Consider the following 23,494-nt stretch of genomic DNA (forward strand, 5'->3'; position numbering starts at 1 on the left):
TTCGAGGTGAGAATGTCTCGTCGCGACCGGCCGCAGCCGACAGAGACGTGCTGCCTCTCCGATGCTGGTCGCCTTCATCGAAGGGAATCTCCATGAGGAACACGCGCACTGCAGCGGCCTGCGTCGCTGCGACCACTCTGCTCGGGCTGCTGTCCGCGACTCCGGCGGTGGCCGGCCCGCTCGACGGCGGTGCTGGAGGAATCGTCCAGCGGGAGGAGTCGCCCGGCGCCGATCTCGGACTCCTCGGCCACTCCGTGACGGACGTGCCGGCCGGGCAGCCGGATCGCGGCGAGGCGGCCCTGTCCGCGAGCCGGCAGCCGGGCGGACCGGCCGTCCGCGAGCTCGGTCTCCCCTCCCGGGAGGTGCCGACCGTGCCGGCCCCGGCCCCGACGCCGATCGAGCCCGCGCTCGCCGACACATCGGCCGAGCCCGCCGCTGCGACGGAGTCGACCGAGACCGCTCATGGAGTGGCGCCGATCGCGGAGCAGCCGTTCGTGATCGCGACGCTCTCGGACGAGGGGGTGCTGGTGTCGGTGTCCGATGACCTGTACCGCACGGACAAGCGGTTCGTGGTGATCGTCGAGGGGAAGCCTGTCGCTCAGATCCAGAACAAGCGGACTCGTGGGGTGGTGAGGGTGGTCCCCGATGTCGTCGATGGGCGGACGGTCCTCTACATCCCCGGTGTGAAGCCCGGCGATCGCATGGCGGTCACGGAGTACGCGGGATCGTTGGACGACGGGTTCGATGACACCCTCCGCCGGACGAGGGTCTACGCGGCGCAGCTCGGCGATGCCTTCCCGGCGACCGCGCCGACCGCTTCCGGAGTGGCGCCGATCGCGGAGCAGCCGTTCGTGATCGCGACGCTCTCGGACGAGGGGGTGCTGGTGTCGGTGTCCGATGACCTCTACCGCACGGACAAGCGGTTCGTGGTGATCGTCGAGGGGAAGCCCGTCGCCCAGATCCAGAACAAGCGGACTCGTGGGGTGGTGAGGGTGGTCCCCGATGTCGTCGATGGGCGCACGGTCCTCTACATCCCCGGGGTGAAGCCCGGCGATCGCATGGCGGTCACGGAGTACGCGGGATCGTTGGACGACGGGTTCGACGACACCCTCCGCCGGACGAGGGTCTACGCGGCGCAGCTCGGCGATGCCTTCCCGGCGACCACGCCGACCGCTCCCGCGGCGTAGCCCGCACCGCCCGCAGTCTCGCCCGACACCGGGACTCCGGCTGAGAACGCAGAAGTTGCGGTAGTCGAGTGCGACTACCGCAACTTCTGCGTTGTGGCCGCGGGTCAGCGCGGGAGGCGCTGGAGTGCGGTGCGGCGCTCGCGGTCCTGGAGGGCGGCGCGCTCGTGGCGGAGGGCGGCGACCTCCGCGTGGGTCGGCGGGAGGCGGCGCTCCCGGGTGCTCCACGCGACGAGGGCGATGCCCGCGCGGAGCGCGAGGCGGTCGAGCAGGCGGGCGGTGCGGGGTCGGGGGAGGCGGGCGACGAGTGTCGCTGCGGTGTTCACGATGGTGTCCTTCGTGCGGGGCCCGGTCGATGCCGGGCGGCTGGCGCGCGGGCGCGCCGGAGAGCGCCAAGTGGGCGCGGCGAGGAGCGCGCTCGGAGCGCGCGGAGCGGCCGCCGGAGGGGCGGCGCGCGGGACCCGGGGATCGGGTCGGGAACGGGACGACGGTCCGTGCGGCGGTGCCGCGGACCGGGAGCTTCTTCTGCGCCGTCACCGTCTGAGCGATGACGAGCGGGAGGCTCGACCGGTCAGTCGGAGAGGGCGCCGAAGAAGCCGGCGGTGGTGAAGTGCGGTGCGTTCGTCATGGTCGGCTCCTTTCGTGGTGGCGTTCGTCGACCGTAGCGGGCTGCGGGTGTTCCTGGCAAGTGGCTGGGTGTGGCGGGTCTCGATACGCCGCCTGCGGCGGCTACTCGACCAGCATGAGGGCGCCTGCGGCGCCTGCGGCGGCTGGCAGGCATGACGGTGGGGCGCGGACCCCTCCATGTTGATCGAGTAGACCGCGGAGCGGTCGTATCGAGATCCACCGTGCTGGGGGACGTGGGTCTCGATACGCCGCCTGCGGCGGCTACTCGACCAGCATGAGGCTGCCTGCGGCGGCCGGTCGGCCAGCATGGCGGGCCTGCGGCGGCCTGCCGATCGGCATGTGCCGGCCGCTCGACCAGCGTGGGCGGCTCGGCACGTGGAAACGGCTCCGGCTCGCTGGATCGGGGGATCCTGGCGAGCCGGAGCCGGTTCTGCGTGCCGGAGGTGCCGGGTCAGGCGCGGGGGCGAGGCTGGAGGCGCTCGAGCTGGGTGACGTGGGCGGGGGTCAGCTCCTCGAGGGAGTGGGCGCCGAGGAGCTTCATGGTGCGGACGATCTGGTCGGAGAGGATCGCGATGGTGCGGTCGACGCCCTGGCGGCCGCCGGCCATGAGGCCGTAGAGGTACGCGCGGCCGATGAGGGTGAACTTCGCTCCCAGGGCGATGGAGGAGACGATGTCGGCGCCGTTCATGATGCCGGTGTCGACCATCACCTCGGTGTCGGTGCCGACCTCGCGGACCACCTCGGGGAGGAGGTGGAAGGGGATGGGGGCGCGGTCGAGCTGGCGTCCGCCGTGGTTGGAGAGGACGATGCCGTCGACGCCGAAGTCGGCGAACTTGTGGGCATCCTCCACGCTCTGAACGCCCTTGATGACGAGCTTGCCGGGCCACATCTCGCGGATGACCTTGAGGTCCTCGAAGCTGATGGTGGGGTCCATGGCGAGGTCGAGGAGGTCGCCGACGGTGCCGCCGGTCGCGCTGAGGGAGGCGAACTCGAGCTTCTGGGTGGTGAGGAAGTCGAACCACCACCACGGGCGGGGCAGCGCGTCGAGGACGGTGCCGACGGTGAGCTGGGGCGGGATGGAGAAGCCGTTGCGCTTGTCGCGCAGGCGCGCACCGGCGACGGGGGTGTCGACGGTGAAGAAGAGGGTCTCGTAGCCCGCCTTGGCGGCGCGCTCGACGAGGCCGTAGGAGATCTCGCGGTCGCGCATGACGTAGAGCTGGAACCAGTTGCGGCCGTGGGGGTTCGCCTTCTTCACGTTCTCGATCGAGGTGGTGCCGAGCGTGGAAAGGGTGAAGGGGATGCCCGCGGCGGCGGCCGCTCCGGCTCCGGCGGTCTCGCCCTCGGTCTGCATCAGGCGGGTGAAGCCGGTGGGTGCGATGCCGAACGGCATGGCGGAGGGTGCGCCGAGGACGGTCGCGGTGGTGTCGACGGCGGCGACGTCCCGGAGCACCTGGGGGTGGAACTCGACGTCCTCGAAGGCCTGGCGGGCGCGGGCGATCGAGATCTCGCCCTCGGCGGAGCCGTCGGTGTAGTCGAACGCGGCCTTCGGGGTGCGGCGCTTCGCGATCGAGCGGAGGTCCTCGATGGTGAGGGCGGCGTCGAGGCGGCGCTTGCGGCCGTCGAGCTCGGGCTTCTTGAAGCTGAGGTACTCGAGCAGCTCGACGGGCTTCGGGAACTGGCGCTGGACCATGCTGGTCAGCCTTTCTCGGGGGAGGAGGGACGGGGTTCGTAGCGCGTCGGCGGGAACGCCCGGCGGACGAGCGCGCGCAGCGACTCGAGCGAGCCGGAGACGAGGCCCTGCGCGCGGGCCTGGACGATGATGTTCCCGATCGCCGTGGCCTCGCTGGGGCCGGCCTCGACCGGGAGCCCGGTGCGGTCGGCGGTCAGCTGGCAGAGCAGCTCGTTCTGCGAGCCGCCGCCGACGACGTGGATCGTGCGGACCCGCTTGCCGCTCAGCCGGACGGCGTCGGCGAGGGTGCTCGCGTAGGCCTCGGCCAGCGACTCCAGGATCGAGCGGACGAACTCGGGGCGGGTGCGCGGCTGCGCGAGACCGCGCTCGACGCACCACTCGACGATCCGGCCGGGCATGTTGCCGGGCGCGAGGAAGCGCTCGTCGGCGGGGTCGAAGGTCGTGATCGGTCCGCGGATCGCCGCGGCCTGGCGCAGCAGCTCGGCGAGGTCGATCTGCTCGCCGGTGCTGCGCTCCCAGGTGCGGATCGACTCCGAGAGCAGCCACAGCCCGGAGACGTTCTTCAGGAATCGGACTCGCCCGTCGACGCCGCCCTCGTTGGTGAAGTTGGCGGCCCGACCCTCCAGCGAGACCACCGGCTCCTCGAGTTCGACGCCGACGAGCGACCAGGTGCCGCTGGAGATGTACGCGAAGTCCTCGCCAGCGGCCGGCACGGCGACGACGGCCGAGGCCGTGTCGTGCGAGCCGACGGCGACGACGCCGAGCCCGGCCGGGGCGCCGAGCTCGGCGGCGACGGCGGGCAGGAGCGAGCCGAGCCGGGAGCCCGGCTCGATCAGGGGCGCGAGGATCCCGAGCGGCAGTTCGAGGCGCGTGAGGAGCTCGTGGTCCCACGCGCGAGTGTGCGGGTCGAGCAGACCCGTGGTGGAGGCGTTGGTGATCTCGGTCGCGGCGACGCCGGTCAGCCAGTAGCCGATCAGGTCCGGGACGAGCAGCGCCTGGTCGGCGAGGGCGAGCACGTCGCGCTCGGCGGCGAGCTGGAACAGCGTGTTGAAGGGCAGGTGCTGCAGTCCGTTGCGCGCGTAGAGCTCCTCGGCGCCGATCCGCGCGTGCACGTCGGCGACGCCGCGCGCGGTCCGCTCGTCGCGGTAGTGGTACGGCGCGCCGAGCATCCGGCCCCGGCGCAGGAGGGCGTAGTCGACGGCCCAGGAGTCGACGCCGATCGAGACGACCTCGGGCTCGTCGCGGAGTGCGTTGGTCAGCCCGGTCGTGAGCGAGCGGTGCAGCTCGAGGATGTTCCAGTGCAGCGCGGACTCGCCGCCCTCCTGGATGCGCACCGGCTGGTTCGGGAAGCGCGCGACATGCCGCATCCGCAGCTCGTCGTGGCCGACGTAGCCGAGGATGACCCGCCCGCTGGTGGCGCCGAGGTCGACCGCCGCGACGGCCTTCATCGGAGGACTCCTTCGGTCCCGGTCATCGGAGGAACGCCGCCGCGACTCCAGCGTCAACCGGCACGTGGAGTCCGGTCGTGTGCGAGAAGTCGGAAGTGCAGAGCGCGAACACCGCGTTGGCGACGTTCTCCGGGACGACCTCGCGCTTGAGGATGGTGCGCTTGGCGTAGAACGCGCCCAGGTCCTCCTCGTCGATGCCGTAGGTCTTGGCGCGGTTCGCGCCCCAGCCGGAGGCGAAGATGCCGGAGCCGCGGACGACGCCGTCGGGGTTGATGCCGTTGACCTTGATGCCGTGCTCGCCGAGCTCGGCGGCCAGCAGGCGCACCTGGTGGGCCTGGTCGGCCTTGGTCGCGGAGTAGGCGATGTTGTTCGGGCCGGCGAAGACCGAGTTCTTCGAGGAGATGTAGACGATGTCGCCGCCGAGCTTCTGGTCGACGAGCACGCGGGCCGCGGCCTGCGAGACGAGGAACGAGCCCTTCGCCATCACGTCGTGCTGGAGGTCCCAGTCGGCCTCGGTGGTGTCGAAGAGGGACTTGGAGAGCGAGAGGCCGGCGTTGTTGACGACCAGGTCCAGACCGCCGAAGGCGAGCACGGTGGCGTCGATCGCGGCCTTCACGGCGGCCGCGTCGGAGACGTTCGCCGCCACTCCCACCGCGACGTCGGTCGAGCCGAGCTCGGCGGCCGCGGCCTGCGCCTTGGCGAGATCGAGGTCGGCGACGACGACGCAGGCGCCCTCGGCAGCGAGGCGGGTGGCGATGGCCTTGCCGATGCCGGAGGCGGCGCCGGTGACCAGCGCGATGCGGGAGGCGAGGGGCTTGGGCTTCGGCATCCGCTGCAGCTTCGCCTCCTCGAGCGCCCAGTACTCGATGCGGAACTTCTCGGCCTCGTCGATCGGCGCGTAGGTCGAGATGGCCTCGGCGCCGCGCATCACGTTGATCGCGTTGACGTAGAACTCGCCGGCGACGCGGGCGGTCTGCTTGTTCGCGCCGTAGGAGAACATGCCCACGCCGGGCACGAGCACGATCAGCGGGTCGGCGCCGCGGATCGCGGGGCTCTCGAGCGTGGCGTGCGCGTCGTAGTACGCCTGGTAGTCGGCGCGGTACTCCTCGTGCAGCGCGGGGAGGCGCTCGACGATCTCCTCGACGGTCGCCGTGGCCGGCAGGTCGACGAGCAGCGGCTTCACCTTGGTGCGGAGGAAGTGGTCGGGGCAGGAGGTGCCGAGCGCGGCCAGTCGCGGGTGCTCGGTGCTCGCGAGGAAGTCGAGGACCTCGGCGGAGTCGGTGAAGTGGCCGACCTGGGGGCGGTCGTGCGAGGCGATCGAGCGCAGGTGGGCGGCGAGCGCGGCGGCCTTGGCGCGGCGCTCCTCCTCCGGGAGGGCGGCGTAGCCGTCGAGGGCGGGGCCGAAGGGCTCGGGGCGGCCGTGCTCGGCGATGTACGCGCTGGCGGTCTCGATGATGCGGAGCGAGTTCGCCTCCGCCTCCTCGCTGGTGTCGCCCCAGGCGGTGATGCCGTGGCCGCCGAGGATCGCGCCGATGACCTCGGGGTTCGCCTCCTTGATCGCGGCGATGTCGAGGCCGAGCTGGAAGCCCGGGCGGCGCCACGGGACCCAGGCGACGGTGCCGCCGAAGGCCTCCGCGGTGAGGCGCTCGCCGTCGGCGGCGGTCGCGAAGGCGATGCCGGAGTCGGGGTGCAGGTGGTCGACGTGCGCGGCGTCGACGAGGCCGTGCATCGCGGTGTCGATCGAGGGGGCGGCGCCGCCCTTGCCGTGCAGCGTGTAGTCGAACGCGGCGACCATCTCGTCCTCGCGGTCGACGCCGGGGTAGACGTTCACCAGCGCGCGGAGGCGGTCCATGCGGAGGACCGCGAGGCCCGACTCCTTCAGGGTGCCGAGGTCGCCGCCGGAGCCCTTGACCCAGAGCAGCTCGACGGGCTCGCCGGTGACCGGATCGGTCTCGACGCCCTTCGCGGAGGTGTTGCCGCCCGCGTAGTTCGTATTGCGCGGGTCGGCCCCGAGGCGGTTCGAGCGGGCGATGAGCTCTGCGGCGGTCGAGGCTGCCATGACTTCTCCGTCTGATTGAACGAGTGTGTTAACTATCACAGAAGCTAACAGGCCGACTCGTTCCGGTCAATGCTCGTCAGCGCACGTCGGCGAGGCCGCGGAACGGGTCGAGGCGCTCGTCCGCGGGGTCGAGCTCGGTCACGAGCACCGCGATCGCGTCCCAGTCGAGCGCGCGGGCGAGGGCCGTGCGCTCGAGCTTGGAGGAGTCGACCAGCAGCACCGTCTCGGCGGAGGCGGCGACCAGCACGCGCTTCACCTGCGCCTCCTCGAGCGTCACCTCGCTGGTGCCCGAGCGGGTCACGGCCGAGGCGGAGGTGAAGAAGCGGTCGTAGTGCAGCTCGGCCGCGCCGGCGCAGGCGAGCGGGCCGACGAAGCTGTCGGTCTCGGCCTGGAGCTCGCCGCCGATCAGGACGACCCGGGCGCGGGTGGCGCGGGCCGAGGCGTGGTTCTCCAGCGAGTTGGTGGCGATCAGCAGCCGCGGCGACTCCGGGGCGGCGGCGAGCAGGGTTCCGGCCGTCGAGGAGGCGTCGACCGCGATCGCGCCCGAGTCCGGCAGCAGGGCGACGGCCTTGCGGGCGATCTCGCGCTTGGCGGCGGCGCCCGCGGCCAGGCGCTCGGCGAAGGGGCGGGGGCGGAGCGCGGCGACCGCGCCGCCGCGGACCCGGCTGAGCCGGCCCTCCGCCTCGAGGTCGGCCAGGTCGCGACGGACGGTCATCGTCGAGACGTCCAGCTCGGTCGCCGCGTCGTCGAGGCGGATCGCGCCGTCGCGCTCGAGCAGCTCGATCAGGCGCGCGCGCCGCTCCGCGGAGTCCACCGTGGCCATGCCGCTCCCGTTCCGCCGACGCGTGGGCGCCCGCGCGATCGAGAGTAACGGTGGGCGCGCGGGCGGGGCGCCGGTCCGGCGGGCCTCAGCTCTCGCCGTCGCGGTCGCGCCGCACCTGAGCGGACGGGTCGCGACCGGTCACCGGGAACGGCCCCGTCACGCCGTCGCGCAGCTCCGCGATGCGCAGGATGCGGCCGCGCTGCAGGAACCAGCCGGCCACCAGCAGCGGGACGATGATCACCAGCGAGGCGATGGTGAGGGTGCCGACCGGGAAGTCGATCGCCATCAGCACCAGCACCACGGCCAGGAAGACGAGCGTCAGCCAGGAGGTGACCGGAGCGCCGGGGAGCTTGAAGGACGGCTCCTTCGCGAGACCCTTCTTCGCCCACTGCCGCAGCCGCATCTGGCAGAGGATGATCGTGCCCCACGCCGTGATGATGCCCAGGCTCGCGATGTTCAGCGCGATCTCGAACGCCTGGCTCGGCACGAAGTAGTTCAGCACCACGCCCGCGACCGTGAAGGTCGCGGTGAGCAGGATGCCCGCGTAGGGGACGCCGCCCTTCGACATCCGCGTCGTCCACTTCGGGGCGGAGCCGTTCATGCCCATCGAGTGCAGCGCGCGACCGGTGGAGTACAGGCCGGCGTTGAGGGAGGAGAGGGCCGCGGTGAGGACCACGAAGTTCATGATCGAGCCGGCGATCGTGCCGACCTCGGGCCCGCCGATCGAGGAGAAGAACGTGACGAAGGGGCTCTCGCCCTCCTTGTAGGCGGTGTACGGCAGCAGCAGCGAGAGCAGGACGATCGAGCCGACGTAGAAGATCGCGATCCGGAAGATCACCGAGTTGATCGCGCGCGGGATGACCTTCTCGGTGTCCTGCGTCTCGCCGGAGGCGGTGCCGACCAGCTCGATCGCGGCGTAGGCGAAGACGACGCCCTGCATCACCAGGACCGCGGGGAGCAGGCCGTTGGGGAGGATGCCGCCGTTGTCGCCGAGGATCGAGACGCCGGTCTGCACGGTCTCGCCGCCCGCCTGCACCGGGAAGGCGAAGACGAGCCAGATCAGTGCGACGACGAGGAAGGCGACCAGCGCCGTCACCTTGATCAGCGCGAACCAGAACTCGAGCTCGCCGAAGACCTTCACCGCGACCATGTTCGCGGCGAGGACGACGAGCAGCGCGATCAGGGCGAGGAGCCACTGCGGCGCCGCGGTGAAGGCCGACCAGTACTTGAGGTAGACGGCGACGGCGGTGGTGTCGACGATCGAGGTCATCGCCCAGTTGAGGAAGTACATCCAGCCTGCGGCGTAGGCGAACTTCTCGCCGTAGAACTCGCGGGCGTAGGAGATGAACGATCCCGACGACGGGCGGTGCAGGACGAGCTCGCCGAGGGCGCGGAGGATGAAGAAGGCGAAGACGCCGGCGACGAGGTAGGCGATCGCGAGGGCCGGGCCGGCGGAGTTGAGGCGGCCGCCGGCACCGAGGAAGAGGCCGGTTCCGATCGCGCCGCCGATCGCGATCATCTGGAGCTGGCGGGGCTTCAGACCGTGCTGATAGCCCTCCTGCTCGTGCGAGAAGTCCTTCGCGGGCGCCTGCTCCGCACCGATGTCGTCCTGCGCTGTCATGGCGTCACGGTACTCCCGCGCGGGGGCGGTTCCGGCCGCCGAGCGCGAGGCGGGGGCGGGTATGCGCTTGCCCGGCCGGTCGCCGGGGTGCGGAGAGGTGCGCGGAGGCGTTGAGGCTCCTCCACAGGCACTGAAACGCGCCGAGTCGTCCGGATGCCTCGTCGATGTGATCAGATCAGTATGGGTTCGGGCATACGGTTCCCTCGCTGCCGCAGCGCAGCCCGCCTCGCCGGTCTCGGCGACGGCGGTCCGAAGTACAGAGAGGTCTCACCATGTCCTTCCGAGCACCCGGCTCCCGCCGGTCCTTCATCACCGGTCTCGCCCTCACCGGAGCGATGCTGATCGCGCCGGTCGCAGCGGCGTACACCGTGTCCCACCCCGAGGAGGGAGGGACGTGGATCCACGGGACGACCGGCGGGACCGTGCTGTCGTCGTATCAGCACGACTCGCGGTCGCACAAGGCGACAGTCTTCAACGGCGAGTACCACCGCACCGGCTGCAAGGCTGCGGGCCGGGACGCCTCGGTGAGTGCACCCGCTCGCACGTTCGAGGTCGACTCCGCGTACTACGACGTCTGCTGAGTCCTGATCGAGAGGCGGGCGGGGCTTCGGCCTCGCCCGCCCTGACAGCGGGAGAGCTGTGAGAAGCAAGAGTGTGGTCCTCGGCTATGTGCTGGCCGTCGTCCTGGCGGCGGTGCTCGCCGTCCTGTTCATTCGCGCCTTCGATGCGCGTGGCCCGGTGTGGAACGGGGGCTGGCAGCTCGTCGTGTCGCAGGACGCGACACCCCGGGTCTCCGCGAGCGAGGTCTACCGTGACCTCACGGCGCTGGCGGACGATCGTGGTGTCGACATCGTCCGCTACGCCGAGGATTCGGTGGATCCGGCGACCGTGCGCCACCTCTACGTCGCAGGCGAGGGGACCGCGGCGGAGCTGCTCCGCGACGGCTACGGCGCTGTCGACACCGCGATCACGACGACGGTCGCGCCGCTGCAGGACCTCGGCCTGCTCGATCCTCGCGGGGCCTGGCTGGTCGGGGGTGATCGAGCGGATGCGGAGGCGGTGCTCGCTGTCATCGAGAACGGCGGCTGGTCGGGCCGGGTCGCGCCCTACGCCTCGGGCATCGACGTCGACACGTACCGCGAATACGGCGATCTGATGCGCTCGTTCGCCGTCGCGCTGCTCGCCGTCATCGTCCTGGTCGGAGCGGGAACGCTGCTGCGGAGCCGGGCGCACGGGGTGCAGCGGCTGCATGGCGCGGGGCTTCTCAAGATCCTGCTCGCGGAGTGGCGCTTCCTCGCGCTCCCGGTGGTCGCCTTCTCCGTCGGCGGAGTGGCGGCGGTCGCTCTCGCGACGGCCGCTCTGAACGGCCTCGCGCAGCTGCCGACGGTCCTCGCGCTCTCCGGCCGGCTGCTCGCGCTCCTCCTGCTCGCCGCGGTCGTCGCGCAGATCCTCGCGATCGCCCTCACCGACGGCCGCCGGCTCGTCGACCAGGTGAAGGGTGAGATCGACGGCTGGTGGGTGCTGCTCGGCGTCTACGCGGTCCGGGTCCCGGCGGTGCTGGTGCTCCTCGCGATCGTCGCCGCGCTCGGGCAGAGCGCCCGGGTCGCCGAGGTCGAGGGGCGCAGCCGCGAGCTCCGGAGTGTCGCGCAAGACGCGGTCACGATCGGCATCGGCGGTTACTTGAGCCCGTCCGAGTACCACGCCGCTGATCGGCGACTGGCCGATCTGGCCGTCTCGCAGGAAGCCTCCGGCGGGGTGATCTTCGTCACGCCGGGACTCAGCGACCAGGGAAACGTGCTGCTCGTCAATGAGGGATACCTCCGGAGGGTCGAGGTGCTCGGCGACGACGGGCGCCGGATGGCCGAGGTCCCCGACGGCGTCCTCACTGTCCTCGAGCCGGAGGACACGTCTGCTGAGTACCGGCTGTCCGTGCTGGCCGACTTGCACTCCTGGCAGGACACGCAGTCGAGCGTCTCGGATCCGGCACCGGGGACCGTCGGTCTTCCCGTCGCGGAGCACGTCGTGCCGTCGGGGCAGGTCCTCGTCACCCTGGGCTCCGGTGAGCACAGCTTCCGCCCGGAGCCCGAGCTCGTCGATCCGGTCGTCGTCGTTCTGCCATCGGTCGGGGTGCTCGCCGCCTCCGAGCTGGTCGCGGTGATCACCCAGGGAGGAGTGATCTTCACCGAACCCGCGGCGCTCCCGGCCGCCATCGAGGTGGGCGGTCTCTCCCCCTTCGTGGCCTCCATCACTCCAGTGGCGTACCAGGCGAACGAGCAGTACCGGCGGGCGCTCGGCGCCCACGTGATCAACGTGATCGGGTTCGTGAGCGGCGGGATCGTCGTGCTGCTCACCGGACTGGTCGCGGCGGTGGTGCTGGTGGAGAAGGACCGCAAGCGGGCGTTCGTGCACCGGCTGTCCGGGCTCGGACCGCTCACGGCGCACCGCAGCGGGCTCCTGCTGGAGGGTGTGCTGCTGACCGCGACGCTGGCGCTCGCCGTCGTCCCGCAATGGTTCCGCGATCCGAAGGACGTCCGCACGGTGATCGACCTCGGCACGGTCGACACCGAGAACTTCCTGCTCGAGCAGACGGCGCTGGACATCGGCGTGGTCGCGGCCAGCGCTGCGCTCCTCCTCGCGTGCCTGGCCCTCGCCCACCGGAGGGCGAGCCGCTCGCCCGTCGTCGACACCTGATGCGCTCCCCGCTCCACTCCTCCCTCCCGACCGAACGGAAAGTCCTCCCGTGATCCTCGCCACCCACCTCGCCAAGGGCTACGGCCGACGCACGCTGTGGAGCGGACTCGACGTGACCGTCGCCTCGGGCAGCACCCTCGCCCTCACCGGCGCGAGCGGCAGCGGCAAGTCGACGCTCCTCAACTGCCTCGGGCTCCTCGACGCCCCCGACTCGGGCTCGATCGAGGTCGACGGCGAGGAGCTGACCCGCCTCCGGGCGCACGGCCGCCGGCGCTTCCGGCGGGACCGGCTCGGCTACCTCTTCCAGAGCTACGCCCTCGTCGACACCGCGACCGTCGAGCAGAACCTCGCGATCGCGCTCGGCGAGCGGCGCGGCCGCAGCGACCGGTTCGAGCGCGCGCTCGAGCGCGTCGGCCTGGCGGGGCGGGGCCGCGAGCGCGTCGCCCGGCTGAGCGGTGGCGAGCAGCAGCGGGTCGCGCTCGCCCGGCTGCTGGTCAAGAGCCCGACCCTGGTCCTCGCCGACGAGCCGACCGGCGCCCTCGACGCCGAGAACAGTGAGACCGTGCTCGACGTGCTGACCGAGCTGGCCGGTCACGGCGCGAGCGTGGTCGTCGCGACCCACGACCCCGCGATCGCGAGCTGGTGCGACGACCGGCTCCACCTCGCTGCGCCCTGAGCCGGGGGAGCCCCGGCCGAACGGTGCGGGTCGGGGGTCTCGGTACGCCCGCTGCGCGGGCTGCTCGACCCGCAGAAGGACCCGCTGCGCGGGCGGCTCGCCAGCAGGGGGTCTCCAGCGGGAGTGCTCAGCCCCATTCACGCTGGTCGAGTAGCCCCGCAGGGGCGTATCGAGACCCGACCCCGTCAGCACGTGGGTTCTGCGGACTCGACCCCTGGCGAGGGTGGGTCTCGATACGCCCGCTGCGCGCGCTACTCGACCAGCAGAAGGGACCCGCTGCGCGGGCTACTCGACCAGCGAACGGACCCGCTGCGCGGGCTACTCGACCAGCGGAGGAAGGGTGGCGAAGGCGAGGTCGAGGAGGGGGAGGCGGTCGCGCTCGACGACGGCCGTCAGGACGCGGTCGCCGAGGTCGGCGCCGACGCCGAGGACGTGCGCGTCGGTGTCGATCCGGAGTCCGGGGACCGGGCGGCCGTCGAGGAGGAGCGGGACGTCGTGCTCGACGCACTTCTCGGTCGCGGGGCCGAGCAGCTCGCCGGGGAGCCGGCCGCGGACGCGCACGGCGTGGAACCGGTTCCTCAGGATGTGGTTCACGTGCTCGACGAGCACGCTCTCGACCGAGTGCCACGGCGGGGCGGGCTCGTGCGCGACGGTCGTCCGCACCGCCTCCCACAGCCACGGGTAGCGCATCCGGGCCTTGATCGCGGTCATCCAGTCGGGCAGCGGGTGCACCGGCGGGGCGTCGAGCGAGGCGCGCTGCTCGTCGTCGAGCTCCGCGAGGTTGGCGGGGTCGTCGTGGTCGTCCGGGTTCAGCCAGAGCGTGTAGCCGATCGCCACGGACTCGATCTCGACGCGTCCGCCGGAGGAGCTCGACGCCGTGCCGGACGTCCACGGCTCGAGCGACGGCTGAGGAACGAAGCCGTACAGCGGGCCCGGGAAGGCTCGCGCCACCTCGTCGAGGGTCGGCGGGACCGGGACGTCCTCGAGGCGGGCGCTCTCGTCGTAGAACATCCTCCGAGGGTGCCGCGGCGGCGCGGCGGGCGCAACGGCGGGCGGTGAGCCGGCGCGAAGCGGCGGCGGGCGGGAGGAGGCGAGCGGAGGTCCGGCGATGGCGGGTCGCGATACGCCCGCGGAGCGGGCTACTCGACCAGCACAGGGGGGCGGGTCGCTCCGCGGTGCTCGGCGGAAGCATGCTGGTCGAGTAGCCCCGCCAGGGGCGTATCGAGACCCGACGCCATCAGCACGTGTGTTCTGCAGACTCGGCTCTCGGTGATGGTGGGTCTCGATACGCCCGCGGAGCGGGCTACTCGACCAGCATGAGGGGGGCCCGCTGCGCGGGCTGGTCGACCAGCAACGGTGCTCAGCCGCGGGCGTGGCGGGTGACGAAGGTGAAGTCGAGGAAGGGGAGGCGGTCGCGGTCGACGACGGCCGTCAGGAAGCGGTCGCCGAGGTGGGCGCCGACGCCGAGGACGTGCGGGTCGGTGTCGATCCGGATGCCGGGGACCCACCGCCCGTCGAGGAGGAGCGGGACGCCGTGCTCGACGCCGAGGTCCATCGCGGGGCCGAGGAGCTCGCCGGGGTCGCTCCCACCGGCGCGCTCGCTGCGGAGGCGGCTCCTCAGGACGCGGTTCACGTGCTCGAGGAGCGCGAACTCGATGCTCTGCCACGGCGAGTGCTCCTCCGCCACGCTCGTCCGCACCGCGTCCCAGAGCTGGGGGTACGGCATCCGGGCGGCGATCTCCGCCATCCACTCGGGCACGGGGCGCGTCGGCGAGACGTCGAGCGAGGGCCTCGGCTCGCCGCCGAGCTCCTCGAGATTCGCGGGGTCGTCGTGGTCGTCCGGGTTGCGCCAGAAGGTGTAGCCGATCGAGGCCTCGTCGAAGAGGATCACCCCGCCCGCATCGCGCGCCGAGGCCGAGGACACCCACTCCTCCAGGGACGGCTGCGGCGTGAGGGTGAAGAGCGGACCTCGGAAGAACCGCGTCACGACGTCCAGCGTCGGCGGCTCGGGGAGCTCCTCGGGGGACATGTACTCGTCGGCATGCATCCGTTCAGCCTCACGCGACGGCGGCGCGGTGGGCAACGCCGTTCGGCGAACCGGCGCGAGGCGACGCACCGGGGCTCAGGCCGGCGTCGAGACCGACGTCGCCGTGTCGCCGCGTGCGGCTCGCGCCCGCGCCTTGATCGCCTCGATGACCTCGGTCTTGGCGTCCGAGTAGGCGTTCATGTCGGCCCAGTACCGCTCCATCAGCGAGCGCTTCGTCGCCTCGTAGAGGGCGCGGTCGGCCGCGTCGCGGCGGAGGTGGTCGCGGAGCAGGAGGTACTCCTCGATCGCGGCGTCGCCCCGGGCGTAGAGGTGCACGTGCACGTCCCGCTCCGGGGTGCGGACGAGGCGATGGCCGGGCTCGCGGACGCGCAGCCGGTAACCGGCCGCGAGCAGTGGGGCGAGGTAGTCCTCCTCCGCGGTGATGTCGGGGACCGCGACGGCGATGTCGACGATCGGCTTCGCGGCCAGGCCGGGCACGGACGTGGAGCCGATGTGCTCGATCGCGACGTCCAGCGCGGCGAGGGCCTGCGCGATCCGCCGCTGGTGCTCGCGGAACGCCTCCGCCCAGCCCTCGTCGTACGCGTGCAGCCCGACCGCGAGCGGCTCGGCTCCACCGACGATGTCGACGGTCGTGACGTCCGGCCGGGGGTGCTCGCTGCTGTCCATACCGGAATCCTCGCAGTGCTCGCGGCCCCTGATCGCGGCGGGCGAACGTCCGGGGCAAGGGCTTGCAGCCCGCCGATCGGAGGGATTGTCTGGAGGGAGGAGAGAGAGGTGTCACCATGACGCAGACCTTCCCCGCGTGGTTGCGGGACCAGGAGAAGAGGGACGACGAGGTCGGCGAGCTCGCCCAGACCTACGCCGGCCGCGGCGACCTGCCGGAGCACGGCGGACGCGCCATCTACGACGGCTACTTCGCGAGCGAGCCCGCCTCGGCGCAGGCCTCGCTCGACCGGGCCTGGATGGAGTTCGAGGCGCACCCCGAGCCGTCCGCCACCTCGGACGAGCCGGAGGGACTGCGATGAGCGACCAGACCCCGAGCCCCGTCGAGGACCCGGACGACCAGGCCGACAAGCCCTCGCAGGCCGAGGGCGAGGATCCGCGCGACACCCCGGTCGAGGTGCTGCCCGCCGAGGGCAAGCCCTCGAAGGCCGAGGGCTGAGCCGAAGGCTCGGAGGTGGAGGGGCGTTCCCGGTGGGGGCGCCCCTTTCCGTTGCCTGCGGTGGGGGGATCTCGATACGCCCGCTGCGCGGGCTACTCGATCAGCATGGGGTGCCTGCTGCGCTGGCTTCTCGATCAGCAGGGGGTGCCCGCTGCGCGGGCTTCTCGCCCGCATGATCCGGCGACGGCAGTCCATTCAGCAGAAGTTGCGGTACTCGCTGGCGACTACCGCAACTTTTGAGGAGTGGGGAGGGGGGCGACGGCGGGTGGGTCAGCGGCCGACGGCGGCCATCAGCTCGTGGGCCTCGGCGCTCTCGGGGTACTGGGCGAGGACGCGCTCGAGGTCGCGGCGGGCCGGGGCACGCCGGCCATCGGCGAGGTGGGTGCTGGCCCGCTCGTAGAGGGCCTCGATCCGGAGCTCGACGGGTCGGGCGGTCGTGACGTTGGGCCGCACCACGCGGTCGAAGGCCTCGAGGGCGCTCTCGATCAGGCCGAGCTCGCGCAGGGCGACGCCGCGGCGGATGAGGACCGCGGCGGACGGGGCGTCGACGTTGACCACCGGCGCCGAGAACTGCGCCATGTCGCCCCAGCGCCGCCGGGCGGAGTAGAGCGAGGCGAGCGTCGAGGCGGCCAGTGTCGAGGGCGGGAGCGTCTCGACGGCGGCCGTGGCGCCGGCCGGGTCGTCCGCGGCGGCGAGCTCGGCGAAGAGCAGGCGCAGCGCGGTCGCGTCGAGCGGGACGTCGATGTCGAGTCCGGCGCTGAGCGGCAGGTGGGCCGTGAGGACGATCCCGTAGCGGCGGAGGAACGGATCGGCGGCCGGGTCGTAGCGCATCCGCACCAGCCAGCCGGCGAGGCGGAGGGCGCGGTCGTCCTCCCGGCGCGAGAGCGCGTCGCGGACCAGCTCGATCACGGCGGCGAGCTTCGAGCCCTCGGGGGAGGCGGCGGTCGCCTCGTGCAGCTCGGCGGCGGGGGCGCCCGCGCGGATCAGGCGGATGAGCGGCGCCTCCCACGGCTGCGCCAGCGGCGAGGGCCGGACGAGACCGGGGCCGCTGGGCATCGACAGCCCGGCCGAGAGCCGGGAGCGGCTGAGGGAGCGGCTGAGCGTCGGGCCCACGACGGGGTGCAGGCGAGCACCCGCGAGGACGCGCAGCTCTCCTGCGGTCCGGAAACCGATCCCCACTGCAGCACTCCCCCACTCGGGGGACCCACTCGACCCCCCAGGTCCCCAGTTTACGGGGTCCCCCGGCCTCCCTCCCCCCGAAAGGGGTCCGCGGCCGTGTCGGGAATCGGAGGAGGGCCGACGCGGCAGGGCGGACGGCCGCGAGCGGCCTCGACGGAGGGTGCGATCGGGCGGCGTCTCCCCGAGCGGTGACCCTTCGGCCACCGCCCGCGGAGGCGTCTCCGTCAGGACGCCCCGGTCGGGACGCCCCGGTCAGGATGCCCCGGTCAGGGCGCCCCGGTCAGGCGACGGCCGTGAGGCGGGAGCCGTCCGCGGCGCTGCGCTCGACGGCGTCGAGCACCTGTTGCACCTGCAGGGCGTCGGCGAACGAGGGCGTGGGCTGGACGCGCTCGGCGATCGCCGTGACGAGGTCGACGACCTGGTGGCTGAAGACGTGCTCGTAGCCGAGCCCGTGCCCGGTCGGCCACCAGGCGGCGGCGTAGGGGTGCACCGGCTCCGTCACCTGGATGGTGCGGAAGCCCTGGGCGTCCACGGGGTCGCGGGCGTCGTAGTACTCGAGCTCGTTCAGCCGCTCGAAGTCGAAGGCGATCGAGCCCGTCTCGCCGTTGATCTCGATGCGGTTGGCGTTCTTCCGGCCGGTGGCGACGCGGGTCGACTCGAAGACGCCGACGGCCCCTCCGCTGAGCGTCGCGGTGAACAGCGCGGCGTCGTCGACGGTGACCGGGCCGCGCTCGGCGCCCTCCTCGGCGCGACCGCCGAGGCCGGCCTGCGCGGAGAGGACCGGGCGCTCGGTGACGAAGGTCCGCAGCATCGCCGAGACGCCGTCGATCGTCTGCCCGGTGAGCCACTGCGCGGTGTCGATGCTGTGCGCGCCGATGTCGCCGAGGGCGCCGGAGCCGGCCCTCTCCTTGTCGAGCCGCCAGGTCAGCGGTCCCTCGGAGTCGCTCAGCCAGTCCTGCAGGTACTGCGCGCGGACGTGCCGGATCTCGCCGAGCCGGCCCTCCTCGAGGAAGCGCTTGGCGAGGGCGAGCGCCGGGGTGCGGCGGTAGCTGAAGCCGCACATCGCGAAGCCGGTCGCGGCGGCGGCCGCCTCGGTCATCGTCCGCGCCTCGGGGACGGAGCGCGCGAGCGGCTTCTCGCAGAGCACGTGCTTGCCGGCCTCGAGGGCGGCGATCGCGATCTCGGCGTGCTGGTCGCCCGGGGTGCAGATGTCGATCAGGTCGATGTCGTCGCGGGCGATCACCGCGCGCCAGTCGATCGAGGACTCGGCCGCGCCGAAGTTCTCGGCGGCGGCCCGCGCGCGGCCCTCGTCGCGGCCGACGACGACGGCGAGCTCGGGCTGCAGCGGCAGGTCGAAGAAGCGCGGGGCGGTCCGCCAGGCCTGGGCGTGGGCGCGGCCCATGAAGGCGTGGCCGATCATGGCGACGCGGAGGGGTGCTGTCATCGGGGGTCTCCTCGGAAGGGGCGCGCCGGCCGCGACCAGGAAGAGGTCGCGGCCGGCGCGGGACGGGTCGGGTGGTGCCTGCGGGCGCGGGCGGAGTCAGGCGCGGACGGGCTCGCCGACCGGTTCGCCGGCGGCGGTCCGCAGCGGGAGCAGCTCGGGCCGCTCCACCCTGGACTCGATCTCGACGACCGCCTTCTCGGCGCTCGAGCGGAGGATCGCGTCCATGATCTCGAGGACGTGCAGCCCGAGGCGGCCGGAGGCGCGGTGCGGCCGGTCCTCCTCGATCGCCTCGGCGATGTCGGCGAGACCGACGCCGCGCCCGGTGTCGACGACGCCGGCGGAGTCGGGGACGACCCGCCAGTCCTCGTCGCGCACCGCGACCTCGACCGGGTCCGAGAACATGTTCGGGTCGGGGACGGCGATGGTGCCCTCCGTCCCGAAGATCTCGAACTTCGGCGCGCGGGTGCGCCAGACCTCGAAGCTGACCATCACGGTCGAGGTGACGCCGTTCTCGTGCTCGAGCAGCGCGCTGATGTGCGTGTCGATCGAGACGGGGATCGGCGTGCCGGCGCGCGGGCCGGACTCGATGGTGCGCGGCCGGTCCGAGCGGGTCGCGAGACCGGTGACCCGGACGACGGGGCCGAAGAAGTGCACCAGCGCGGTCAGGTAGTACGGGCCCATGTCCAGCAGCGGGCCGCCGCCGGGCTGGTAGTAGAACTCCGGCGCCGGGTGCCAGCGCTCGTGGCCGGGAGCGGCCCAGTGCACCTGCGCGGCGATCGGCGTGCCGATCACTCCGGAGTCGAGCGTCTGCCGCGCGGTCTGCACGCCGGTGCCGAGCACGGTGTCGGGGGCGCTGCCGAAGCGCAGGCCCAGCTCCTCGGCGAGGTCGAGCATCGGCGCGGCCTCGGCGGGGTTCAGGCCGAGCGGCTTCTCCGCGAAGACGTGCTTGCCGGCCTTCAGCGCGCGGGTGCCGATCTCGACGTGCGCGGCGGGGATGGTCAGGTTGAGCACGGCGTCGACCTCGGGGTCGGCGATCAGCTCGTCGACCGAGAGGGCGCGGACGCCCTGCTCGTCGGCGACCTCCTGCGCACGCGCGGTGTTCAGGTCGGCGACCGCGACGAGGCGGAGGCCGGGGAAGGTCGGGAGGTTCGCGAGGTACTGCTCGCTGATCTTGCCGACTCCGATGATGCCGACTCTCAGCGGGAGGCCCACAGCAGTCCCCTCTCGATGATGGTGCGGACGTTGGCGTCCTGGAGGATCTCGACGCGGTGACCCGGGGTCGAGACGAAGATGCGGCCCTCGCCCCACTGGCGGGTCCAGACGGCGGGGGAGGTGATCGGGCGGTGCCACGGGTCCCACTCGCGGACGGCCTGCGTGGTGGTCGCGAGCACGTCGTTGTAGTCGTCGTGCAGCACCCAGTACTGCTCGGTGGTGAGCTCGAAGTCGCTGATGCCCTGGGTGATCGGGTGGTCGGCCGCGAGGGCCGTCATCTCGATCGTGTGCGGGACGTAGTTGTCCGACTGCTCGCCGGTGCGCTCGTCCGGGTGCTTGCCCGGGTGCGAGACGAACTGGCCGCCGATCAGCTGCAGGTAGTCGGAGTTGTTGCGGTACGAGTCGGCGATGCCGCCGTGCCAGCCGGCCAGGCCGGTGCCGCGCTCGACGGCCGCGCGCAGGCCGAGGAACTCGGGCCACTCGATCGAGGTCATGGTGTTGGACTGCACGATCAGGTCGACGGTGCGCAGGTAGTCCTCGTCGGCGTAGACGGCGGTCGACTCCTCGACGCGCACCTCGAAGCCGTTCTCGGCGAGGAAGGGGAGGAACAGCTCGGTCGCCTCGACGGGCTGGTGGCCGTCCCAGCCGCCGCGGACGACGAGCGCCCTCTTGGCGGGAGTGGACGGGGGGAGGTCGGTCATCGGTGTCCTCGGGGTGCTCGGCGGATCGCTCCGCGGTTCGTCATCGAACGGTAGTTGCGCAACTCTGTTGCCGTTGCCGCCCGTGTGCGTCCAGTCTGCACCCGCGGAGAGTCGTGGGCAAGGCGGTATCCGGGGTCTTGCAGCGGTCGTCTCGCGGCTGGGTTTCGCAACTCGTTCTGCTCTACAGTGGGGGCATGGACGACAGCGGTGCCGCTCCCCGGCCGACGATGGCGCGCATCGCCGAGCGCGCGGGGACGAGCGTGCCGACGGTCTCCAAGGTGCTGAGCGGCGGCACCGACGTCTCCGAGGCGACCCGGCTGCGGGTGATGGAGGCCGCGCACGAGCTCGGCTACCGGCGCCGGCCGCGGCTGCGCCCGCCGGCGGAGGACCCGCACGTCGCGCACATCGTCGACGTCGTGGTCGGCCACCTCGACGGCACCTGGATCGGTCCCGTGCTCGGCGGGATCGAGGAGGAGGCCGCGGCGGCCGGCGTCGACCTGGTGCTCACCCGCGCGCGGCCCGACGGGGAGTGGGTCAATCGGCTCCTGCGCCGCTCGTCCCTCGGCGCGATCGTCGTCCTCGTGGACGTCACGGCGGCGCAGCTGCACCTGCTCACCACGGCCGAGCTGCCCGTGGTGATCGTGGATCCGATCACCCGCCCGCCCGCCGACGTGGCGAGCGTCGGCGCGACCAACTGGGACGGCGGCCGGATGGCGGCGGAGCACCTGCTCGCCCAGGGCCACACCCGCATCGGCGTGATCGCGGGCGCCCGCGGGCAGCTCTACAGCAGCGCCCGGCTCGACGGCTTCAGCACGGCGCTGCGCGATGCCGGGGTGCCGCTGCCGCGGGAGCGCGTGGTCTACGGCGGCTGGAACCGCGACCGCTCCCGGGTGGTCGCCTCCGCGATGCTGGCGGACGCGCTGATCCGGCCCACCGCGCTCTTCGCCCTCTCGGACACCATGGCGCTCGGCGTCTACGACGCGGCCGACCTGGCCGGCCTGCGCATCCCGGACGACCTCAGCGTGATCGGCTTCGACGACGTGCAGGAGTCGGCGTGGGCGACGCCGCCACTGACCACGATCCAGCAGCCGATCGCCCAGATGGGGGCCGCCGCCTTCCGGATGCTGCACCAGGCGCACCGCGCGGCCCGGCCGCTGTCCTCGAGCGCGACACGGCTGGAGCTCGAGACGCGCCTGATCGAGCGCGCGTCGGTGGCGCGTCCGCGCTGAGGGCGGTCCGCCGGGTGGGCTGCGTACTGCTCCTCTGAGGAGTCGACCGCGCCGTTCCCCGCACCGCGGTCGAGGCGAGTAGATTATGTCTCTGGAGACATGATCGTGGAGGTGTGCTGATGACGGAGAGCTCGACCGCCGTGCGCTCCGCTCGCTCCAGCCGCGGCTTCACGCAGCAGCAGCTGGCGGACCTGACCGATGTCGATCAGGCCCGGATCTCGCGCATCGAGAACGGCCGAGACGCGGACTTCAGCACGGTGCAGCGCGTCCTGGCGGGCGCGGGGCACCGGCTCTACGCGCTGCCCCTCCAGCGGGACGATGCCGCGGCCGCCGCTGTCGAGATCCGCGGACGGCTGCGAGTGGGGGATCGGGATCGCGCCCTGCGGGCACTCCTGCAGCTCAACGACAACCTCGTCGCTGAGCACGGGCTCCTCCGAGGTGTGCTGGGGCTGGCGGAGCCCGAGCCGACGCGGAACCGCGCGTGGGACGCGGCGATCGCCGCGCTCGTCGCCTGGCGTCTGGGCGAGGAGGGGCTGCCTCTCCCGGCCTGGGTGACCCGGCCCATGCGCTACCTCCCTGTCGCCGTCGTCCTCGAGATCGACCCCGCGGATCCGGCGCCGCCCGAGTCGGAGGTGCCCGAGGAGTTCCTGCGGCGCGGCGTGCACGTGTGGCGAGACACCTTCGCGAGCGTGTGATCGTGGCCGTCTCGCTCGACCGCGACGACATCATCGCGGGTCTCGCGGAACTCGTCGCTGAGCTCCATCAGCTGCGGGAGACGGCGGGCATCCGGCTCGTCGGCGGTGCCGCCCTCGCCCTCCGCTACTTCGACAGGGGCACGACGCAGGATCTGGACTCGCTCCACGTGAACCCGGGCAGTGATGACGTGGTGACAGGGGCGGCTGCGAAGGTGGCACGCAGGCACGGGTGGAGCGACGACTGGCTGAACTTCGCGGTGGAGCAGACCGGATCGGTGCCGACTCTCGGCGAGCGGGTCGTCGAGTGGGAGACGGTGTACGACCGTGCGGGGGTCGTGATCCAGGTCGCATCAGCTGATGCTCTTCTCGCGATGAAGCTTCGCGCCAATCGACCCGGTCGCGATACCAACGACATCCGTCAGCTTCTGAGTCTCTGCGAGGTCGGCACTCTGGAGGCCGCTGAAGACCTGTTCGAGAGCTTCTACCCCGGCGACGCGCTCGCCGACCGCGCCGTCGCGATCGTGACCCGGATTCTCGAGGCGGGGCTGCCGGAGAAGCCGCCCTCGCCAGGGCCGATTCTTCTCTGAGTGCCGGGAGCGCGCCGAGTCGCCCGAGAAGGCGCGTTCTCGGGGTGGAGAACGAGCCTTCTCGGGCGAGTCGATGCGGCGGGTGGCTAGAGGGCGCCCTGGGTGGCGGTGCCGGCGGGGATCGGGGAGAGGCGGGTGACGACGGGGGGCGCGGCGACGAGGCCCTTGATGGCGGCGTTCAGGCGGACGACGGGGTCGCCGGCGCCGTGGGCGTCGAGGGCCTCGGCGCTGGTCCACTTCTCGAGCATGACGATGGTGCCGTCGGGGGAGTCGTGGATCGCGTAGAGCTCGCAGCCCTCCTCGCCGTGGACCTCGGCGATGGCGGGGGAGAGGGCGGCGACGAGGGCGTCGCGCTTGCCCTCGGCGGGGGTGAAGATCGCGGTGACGACGACGGGGTCGGACATGGCAGTGCCTTTCGT

The 23,494-nt window shown here is 72.5% G+C and carries 23 protein-coding genes; 9 read left to right on the forward strand and 14 right to left on the reverse strand.

Annotated elements, in window-relative coordinates; genetic code table 11:
- Nucleotides 1–92: 92 nt before the first annotated feature.
- Entirely contained in the window at nucleotides 93–1,187 is a 1,095-nt protein-coding gene (locus EDF43_RS10945; RefSeq protein WP_132436821.1) for a hypothetical protein, read from the forward strand.
- A gap of 104 nt (nucleotides 1,188–1,291) precedes the next feature.
- Here the strand turns inward: EDF43_RS10945 and EDF43_RS10950 are convergent, their stop codons facing one another.
- The 6 genes from EDF43_RS10950 to EDF43_RS10975 all read right to left on the reverse strand — a co-directional run bounded on the left by EDF43_RS10950 (nucleotide 1,292) and on the right by EDF43_RS10975 (nucleotide 9,452).
- On the reverse strand, nucleotides 1,292–1,510 hold the full coding sequence (locus EDF43_RS10950) for a hypothetical protein (RefSeq protein ID WP_123736366.1): 219 nt from the start codon (nucleotides 1,508–1,510) through the stop codon (nucleotides 1,292–1,294).
- A gap of 752 nt (nucleotides 1,511–2,262) precedes the next feature.
- A complete protein-coding gene (locus EDF43_RS10955; protein WP_123446923.1) occupies nucleotides 2,263–3,501 on the reverse strand; it encodes an alpha-hydroxy acid oxidase in 1,239 nt (412 codons plus the stop codon).
- Between the two features lie 5 nt (nucleotides 3,502–3,506).
- Entirely contained in the window at nucleotides 3,507–4,949 is a 1,443-nt protein-coding gene (locus EDF43_RS10960) for a rhamnulokinase family protein (RefSeq protein WP_132436823.1), read from the reverse strand.
- Nucleotides 4,950–4,971: 22 nt separating this feature from the next.
- Entirely contained in the window at nucleotides 4,972–7,008 is a 2,037-nt protein-coding gene (locus EDF43_RS10965; RefSeq protein WP_132436825.1) for a bifunctional aldolase/short-chain dehydrogenase, read from the reverse strand.
- Nucleotides 7,009–7,084: 76 nt separating this feature from the next.
- The gene (locus EDF43_RS10970; RefSeq protein WP_123736361.1) at nucleotides 7,085–7,831 is read right to left on the reverse strand and encodes a DeoR/GlpR family DNA-binding transcription regulator; all 747 of its coding nucleotides are present in this window, start codon (nucleotides 7,829–7,831) and stop codon (nucleotides 7,085–7,087) included.
- 85 nt (nucleotides 7,832–7,916) lie between these two features.
- On the reverse strand, nucleotides 7,917–9,452 hold the full coding sequence (locus EDF43_RS10975) for an amino acid permease (protein ID WP_132436827.1): 1,536 nt from the start codon (nucleotides 9,450–9,452) through the stop codon (nucleotides 7,917–7,919).
- A gap of 272 nt (nucleotides 9,453–9,724) precedes the next feature.
- Here EDF43_RS10975 and EDF43_RS10980 point away from each other — a divergent pair, with 272 nt between their 5' ends.
- The 3 genes from EDF43_RS10980 to EDF43_RS10990 are packed head-to-tail and all read left to right on the forward strand — an operon-like array spanning nucleotide 9,725 to nucleotide 12,819.
- Entirely contained in the window at nucleotides 9,725–10,033 is a 309-nt protein-coding gene (locus EDF43_RS10980) for a lactococcin 972 family bacteriocin (RefSeq protein WP_132436830.1), read from the forward strand.
- 58 nt (nucleotides 10,034–10,091) lie between these two features.
- A complete protein-coding gene (locus tag EDF43_RS10985) occupies nucleotides 10,092–12,143 on the forward strand; it encodes a hypothetical protein (protein ID WP_132436832.1) in 2,052 nt (683 codons plus the stop codon).
- Between the two features lie 49 nt (nucleotides 12,144–12,192).
- Nucleotides 12,193–12,819 carry an ATP-binding cassette domain-containing protein gene (locus EDF43_RS10990; protein WP_132436834.1) on the forward strand — a complete coding sequence of 209 codons (627 nt, stop codon included), beginning with the start codon at nucleotides 12,193–12,195 and terminating at the stop codon, nucleotides 12,817–12,819.
- A 318-nt stretch (nucleotides 12,820–13,137) separates the two neighbouring features.
- On the opposite strand, the gene EDF43_RS10995 is transcribed toward EDF43_RS10990, so the two are convergent.
- The 3 genes from EDF43_RS10995 to EDF43_RS11005 all read right to left on the reverse strand — a co-directional run bounded on the left by EDF43_RS10995 (nucleotide 13,138) and on the right by EDF43_RS11005 (nucleotide 15,532).
- Nucleotides 13,138–13,830, reverse strand: coding sequence for a hypothetical protein (locus EDF43_RS10995; protein WP_132436836.1), 693 nt, complete (start codon nucleotides 13,828–13,830; stop codon nucleotides 13,138–13,140).
- Between the two features lie 349 nt (nucleotides 13,831–14,179).
- Nucleotides 14,180–14,866 carry a hypothetical protein gene (locus EDF43_RS11000; RefSeq protein ID WP_132436838.1) on the reverse strand — a complete coding sequence of 229 codons (687 nt, stop codon included), beginning with the start codon at nucleotides 14,864–14,866 and terminating at the stop codon, nucleotides 14,180–14,182.
- Nucleotides 14,867–14,941: 75 nt separating this feature from the next.
- On the reverse strand, nucleotides 14,942–15,532 hold the full coding sequence (locus tag EDF43_RS11005; RefSeq protein ID WP_132436840.1) for a GrpB family protein: 591 nt from the start codon (nucleotides 15,530–15,532) through the stop codon (nucleotides 14,942–14,944).
- A gap of 116 nt (nucleotides 15,533–15,648) precedes the next feature.
- On the opposite strand from EDF43_RS11005, the gene EDF43_RS11010 reads away from it, so the two are divergent.
- A complete protein-coding gene (locus EDF43_RS11010; RefSeq protein WP_123706469.1) occupies nucleotides 15,649–15,891 on the forward strand; it encodes a hypothetical protein in 243 nt (80 codons plus the stop codon).
- The gene (locus EDF43_RS21805) at nucleotides 15,888–16,028 is read left to right on the forward strand and encodes a hypothetical protein (RefSeq protein ID WP_159421935.1); all 141 of its coding nucleotides are present in this window, start codon (nucleotides 15,888–15,890) and stop codon (nucleotides 16,026–16,028) included. Before EDF43_RS11010 ends, EDF43_RS21805 begins: the two co-directional genes overlap by 4 nt.
- Before the next feature lie 270 nt (nucleotides 16,029–16,298).
- On the opposite strand, the gene EDF43_RS11015 is transcribed toward EDF43_RS21805, so the two are convergent.
- The 4 genes from EDF43_RS11015 to EDF43_RS11030 all read right to left on the reverse strand — a co-directional run bounded on the left by EDF43_RS11015 (nucleotide 16,299) and on the right by EDF43_RS11030 (nucleotide 20,564).
- Nucleotides 16,299–17,207, reverse strand: a complete 909-nt coding sequence (locus EDF43_RS11015) for a tetratricopeptide repeat protein (RefSeq protein WP_132436842.1) — start codon at nucleotides 17,205–17,207, stop codon at nucleotides 16,299–16,301.
- Between the two features lie 280 nt (nucleotides 17,208–17,487).
- Nucleotides 17,488–18,651, reverse strand: coding sequence for a Gfo/Idh/MocA family oxidoreductase (locus tag EDF43_RS11020; protein WP_132436844.1), 1,164 nt, complete (start codon nucleotides 18,649–18,651; stop codon nucleotides 17,488–17,490).
- Between the two features lie 96 nt (nucleotides 18,652–18,747).
- Nucleotides 18,748–19,863 carry a Gfo/Idh/MocA family oxidoreductase gene (locus tag EDF43_RS11025; RefSeq protein ID WP_123732622.1) on the reverse strand — a complete coding sequence of 372 codons (1,116 nt, stop codon included), beginning with the start codon at nucleotides 19,861–19,863 and terminating at the stop codon, nucleotides 18,748–18,750.
- Nucleotides 19,848–20,564 carry a ThuA domain-containing protein gene (locus EDF43_RS11030; protein WP_127887624.1) on the reverse strand — a complete coding sequence of 239 codons (717 nt, stop codon included), beginning with the start codon at nucleotides 20,562–20,564 and terminating at the stop codon, nucleotides 19,848–19,850. The genes EDF43_RS11025 and EDF43_RS11030 overlap by 16 nt, the downstream gene beginning before the upstream one ends.
- 194 nt (nucleotides 20,565–20,758) lie before the next feature.
- On the opposite strand from EDF43_RS11030, the gene EDF43_RS11035 reads away from it, so the two are divergent.
- The 3 genes from EDF43_RS11035 (at nucleotide 20,759) to EDF43_RS11045 (ending at nucleotide 23,075) form a co-directional block, all read left to right on the forward strand.
- On the forward strand, nucleotides 20,759–21,793 hold the full coding sequence (locus tag EDF43_RS11035) for a LacI family DNA-binding transcriptional regulator (RefSeq protein ID WP_207901695.1): 1,035 nt from the start codon (nucleotides 20,759–20,761) through the stop codon (nucleotides 21,791–21,793).
- 119 nt (nucleotides 21,794–21,912) lie between these two features.
- Entirely contained in the window at nucleotides 21,913–22,488 is a 576-nt protein-coding gene (locus EDF43_RS11040) for a helix-turn-helix domain-containing protein (protein WP_132436846.1), read from the forward strand.
- A 2-nt stretch (nucleotides 22,489–22,490) separates the two neighbouring features.
- Complete coding sequence (locus EDF43_RS11045; protein WP_132436848.1) at nucleotides 22,491–23,075, forward strand: hypothetical protein; 585 nt, start codon at nucleotides 22,491–22,493, stop codon at nucleotides 23,073–23,075.
- Nucleotides 23,076–23,161: 86 nt separating this feature from the next.
- On the opposite strand, the gene EDF43_RS11050 is transcribed toward EDF43_RS11045, so the two are convergent.
- Nucleotides 23,162–23,479, reverse strand: coding sequence for a putative quinol monooxygenase (locus EDF43_RS11050; RefSeq protein WP_123446903.1), 318 nt, complete (start codon nucleotides 23,477–23,479; stop codon nucleotides 23,162–23,164).
- Nucleotides 23,480–23,494 lie beyond the last annotated feature (15 nt).

The organism is Rathayibacter sp. PhB179 (assembly GCF_004345345.1).
GTDB classification, from domain to species: Bacteria; Actinomycetota; Actinomycetes; order Actinomycetales; family Microbacteriaceae; genus Rathayibacter; species Rathayibacter festucae.

What these genes read in the sequence shown, in the direction of transcription:
- EDF43_RS10970 (WP_123736361.1), bottom strand. Translation starts at nt 7,831, where the DNA reads ATGGCCACGGTGGACTCCGCGGAGCGGCGCGCGCGCCTGATCGAGCTG.
- EDF43_RS11010 (WP_123706469.1), top strand. Translation starts at nt 15,649, where the DNA reads ATGACGCAGACCTTCCCCGCGTGGTTGCGGGACCAGGAGAAGAGGGAC.
- EDF43_RS11020 (WP_132436844.1), bottom strand. Translation starts at nt 18,651, where the DNA reads ATGACAGCACCCCTCCGCGTCGCCATGATCGGCCACGCCTTCATGGGC.
- EDF43_RS11030 (WP_127887624.1), bottom strand. Translation starts at nt 20,564, where the DNA reads ATGACCGACCTCCCCCCGTCCACTCCCGCCAAGAGGGCGCTCGTCGTC.
- EDF43_RS10965 (WP_132436825.1), bottom strand. Translation starts at nt 7,008, where the DNA reads ATGGCAGCCTCGACCGCCGCAGAGCTCATCGCCCGCTCGAACCGCCTC.
- EDF43_RS10960 (WP_132436823.1), bottom strand. Translation starts at nt 4,949, where the DNA reads ATGAAGGCCGTCGCGGCGGTCGACCTCGGCGCCACCAGCGGGCGGGTC.
- EDF43_RS10955 (WP_123446923.1), bottom strand. Translation starts at nt 3,501, where the DNA reads ATGGTCCAGCGCCAGTTCCCGAAGCCCGTCGAGCTGCTCGAGTACCTC.
- EDF43_RS11005 (WP_132436840.1), bottom strand. Translation starts at nt 15,532, where the DNA reads ATGGACAGCAGCGAGCACCCCCGGCCGGACGTCACGACCGTCGACATC.
- EDF43_RS10975 (WP_132436827.1), bottom strand. Translation starts at nt 9,452, where the DNA reads ATGACAGCGCAGGACGACATCGGTGCGGAGCAGGCGCCCGCGAAGGAC.
- EDF43_RS11040 (WP_132436846.1), top strand. Translation starts at nt 21,913, where the DNA reads ATGACGGAGAGCTCGACCGCCGTGCGCTCCGCTCGCTCCAGCCGCGGC.
- EDF43_RS10980 (WP_132436830.1), top strand. Translation starts at nt 9,725, where the DNA reads ATGTCCTTCCGAGCACCCGGCTCCCGCCGGTCCTTCATCACCGGTCTC.
- EDF43_RS11035 (WP_207901695.1), top strand. Translation starts at nt 20,759, where the DNA reads ATGGACGACAGCGGTGCCGCTCCCCGGCCGACGATGGCGCGCATCGCC.
- EDF43_RS11050 (WP_123446903.1), bottom strand. Translation starts at nt 23,479, where the DNA reads ATGTCCGACCCCGTCGTCGTCACCGCGATCTTCACCCCCGCCGAGGGC.
- EDF43_RS10945 (WP_132436821.1), top strand. Translation starts at nt 93, where the DNA reads ATGAGGAACACGCGCACTGCAGCGGCCTGCGTCGCTGCGACCACTCTG.
- EDF43_RS21805 (WP_159421935.1), top strand. Translation starts at nt 15,888, where the DNA reads ATGAGCGACCAGACCCCGAGCCCCGTCGAGGACCCGGACGACCAGGCC.
- EDF43_RS10995 (WP_132436836.1), bottom strand. Translation starts at nt 13,830, where the DNA reads ATGTTCTACGACGAGAGCGCCCGCCTCGAGGACGTCCCGGTCCCGCCG.
- EDF43_RS11000 (WP_132436838.1), bottom strand. Translation starts at nt 14,866, where the DNA reads ATGCATGCCGACGAGTACATGTCCCCCGAGGAGCTCCCCGAGCCGCCG.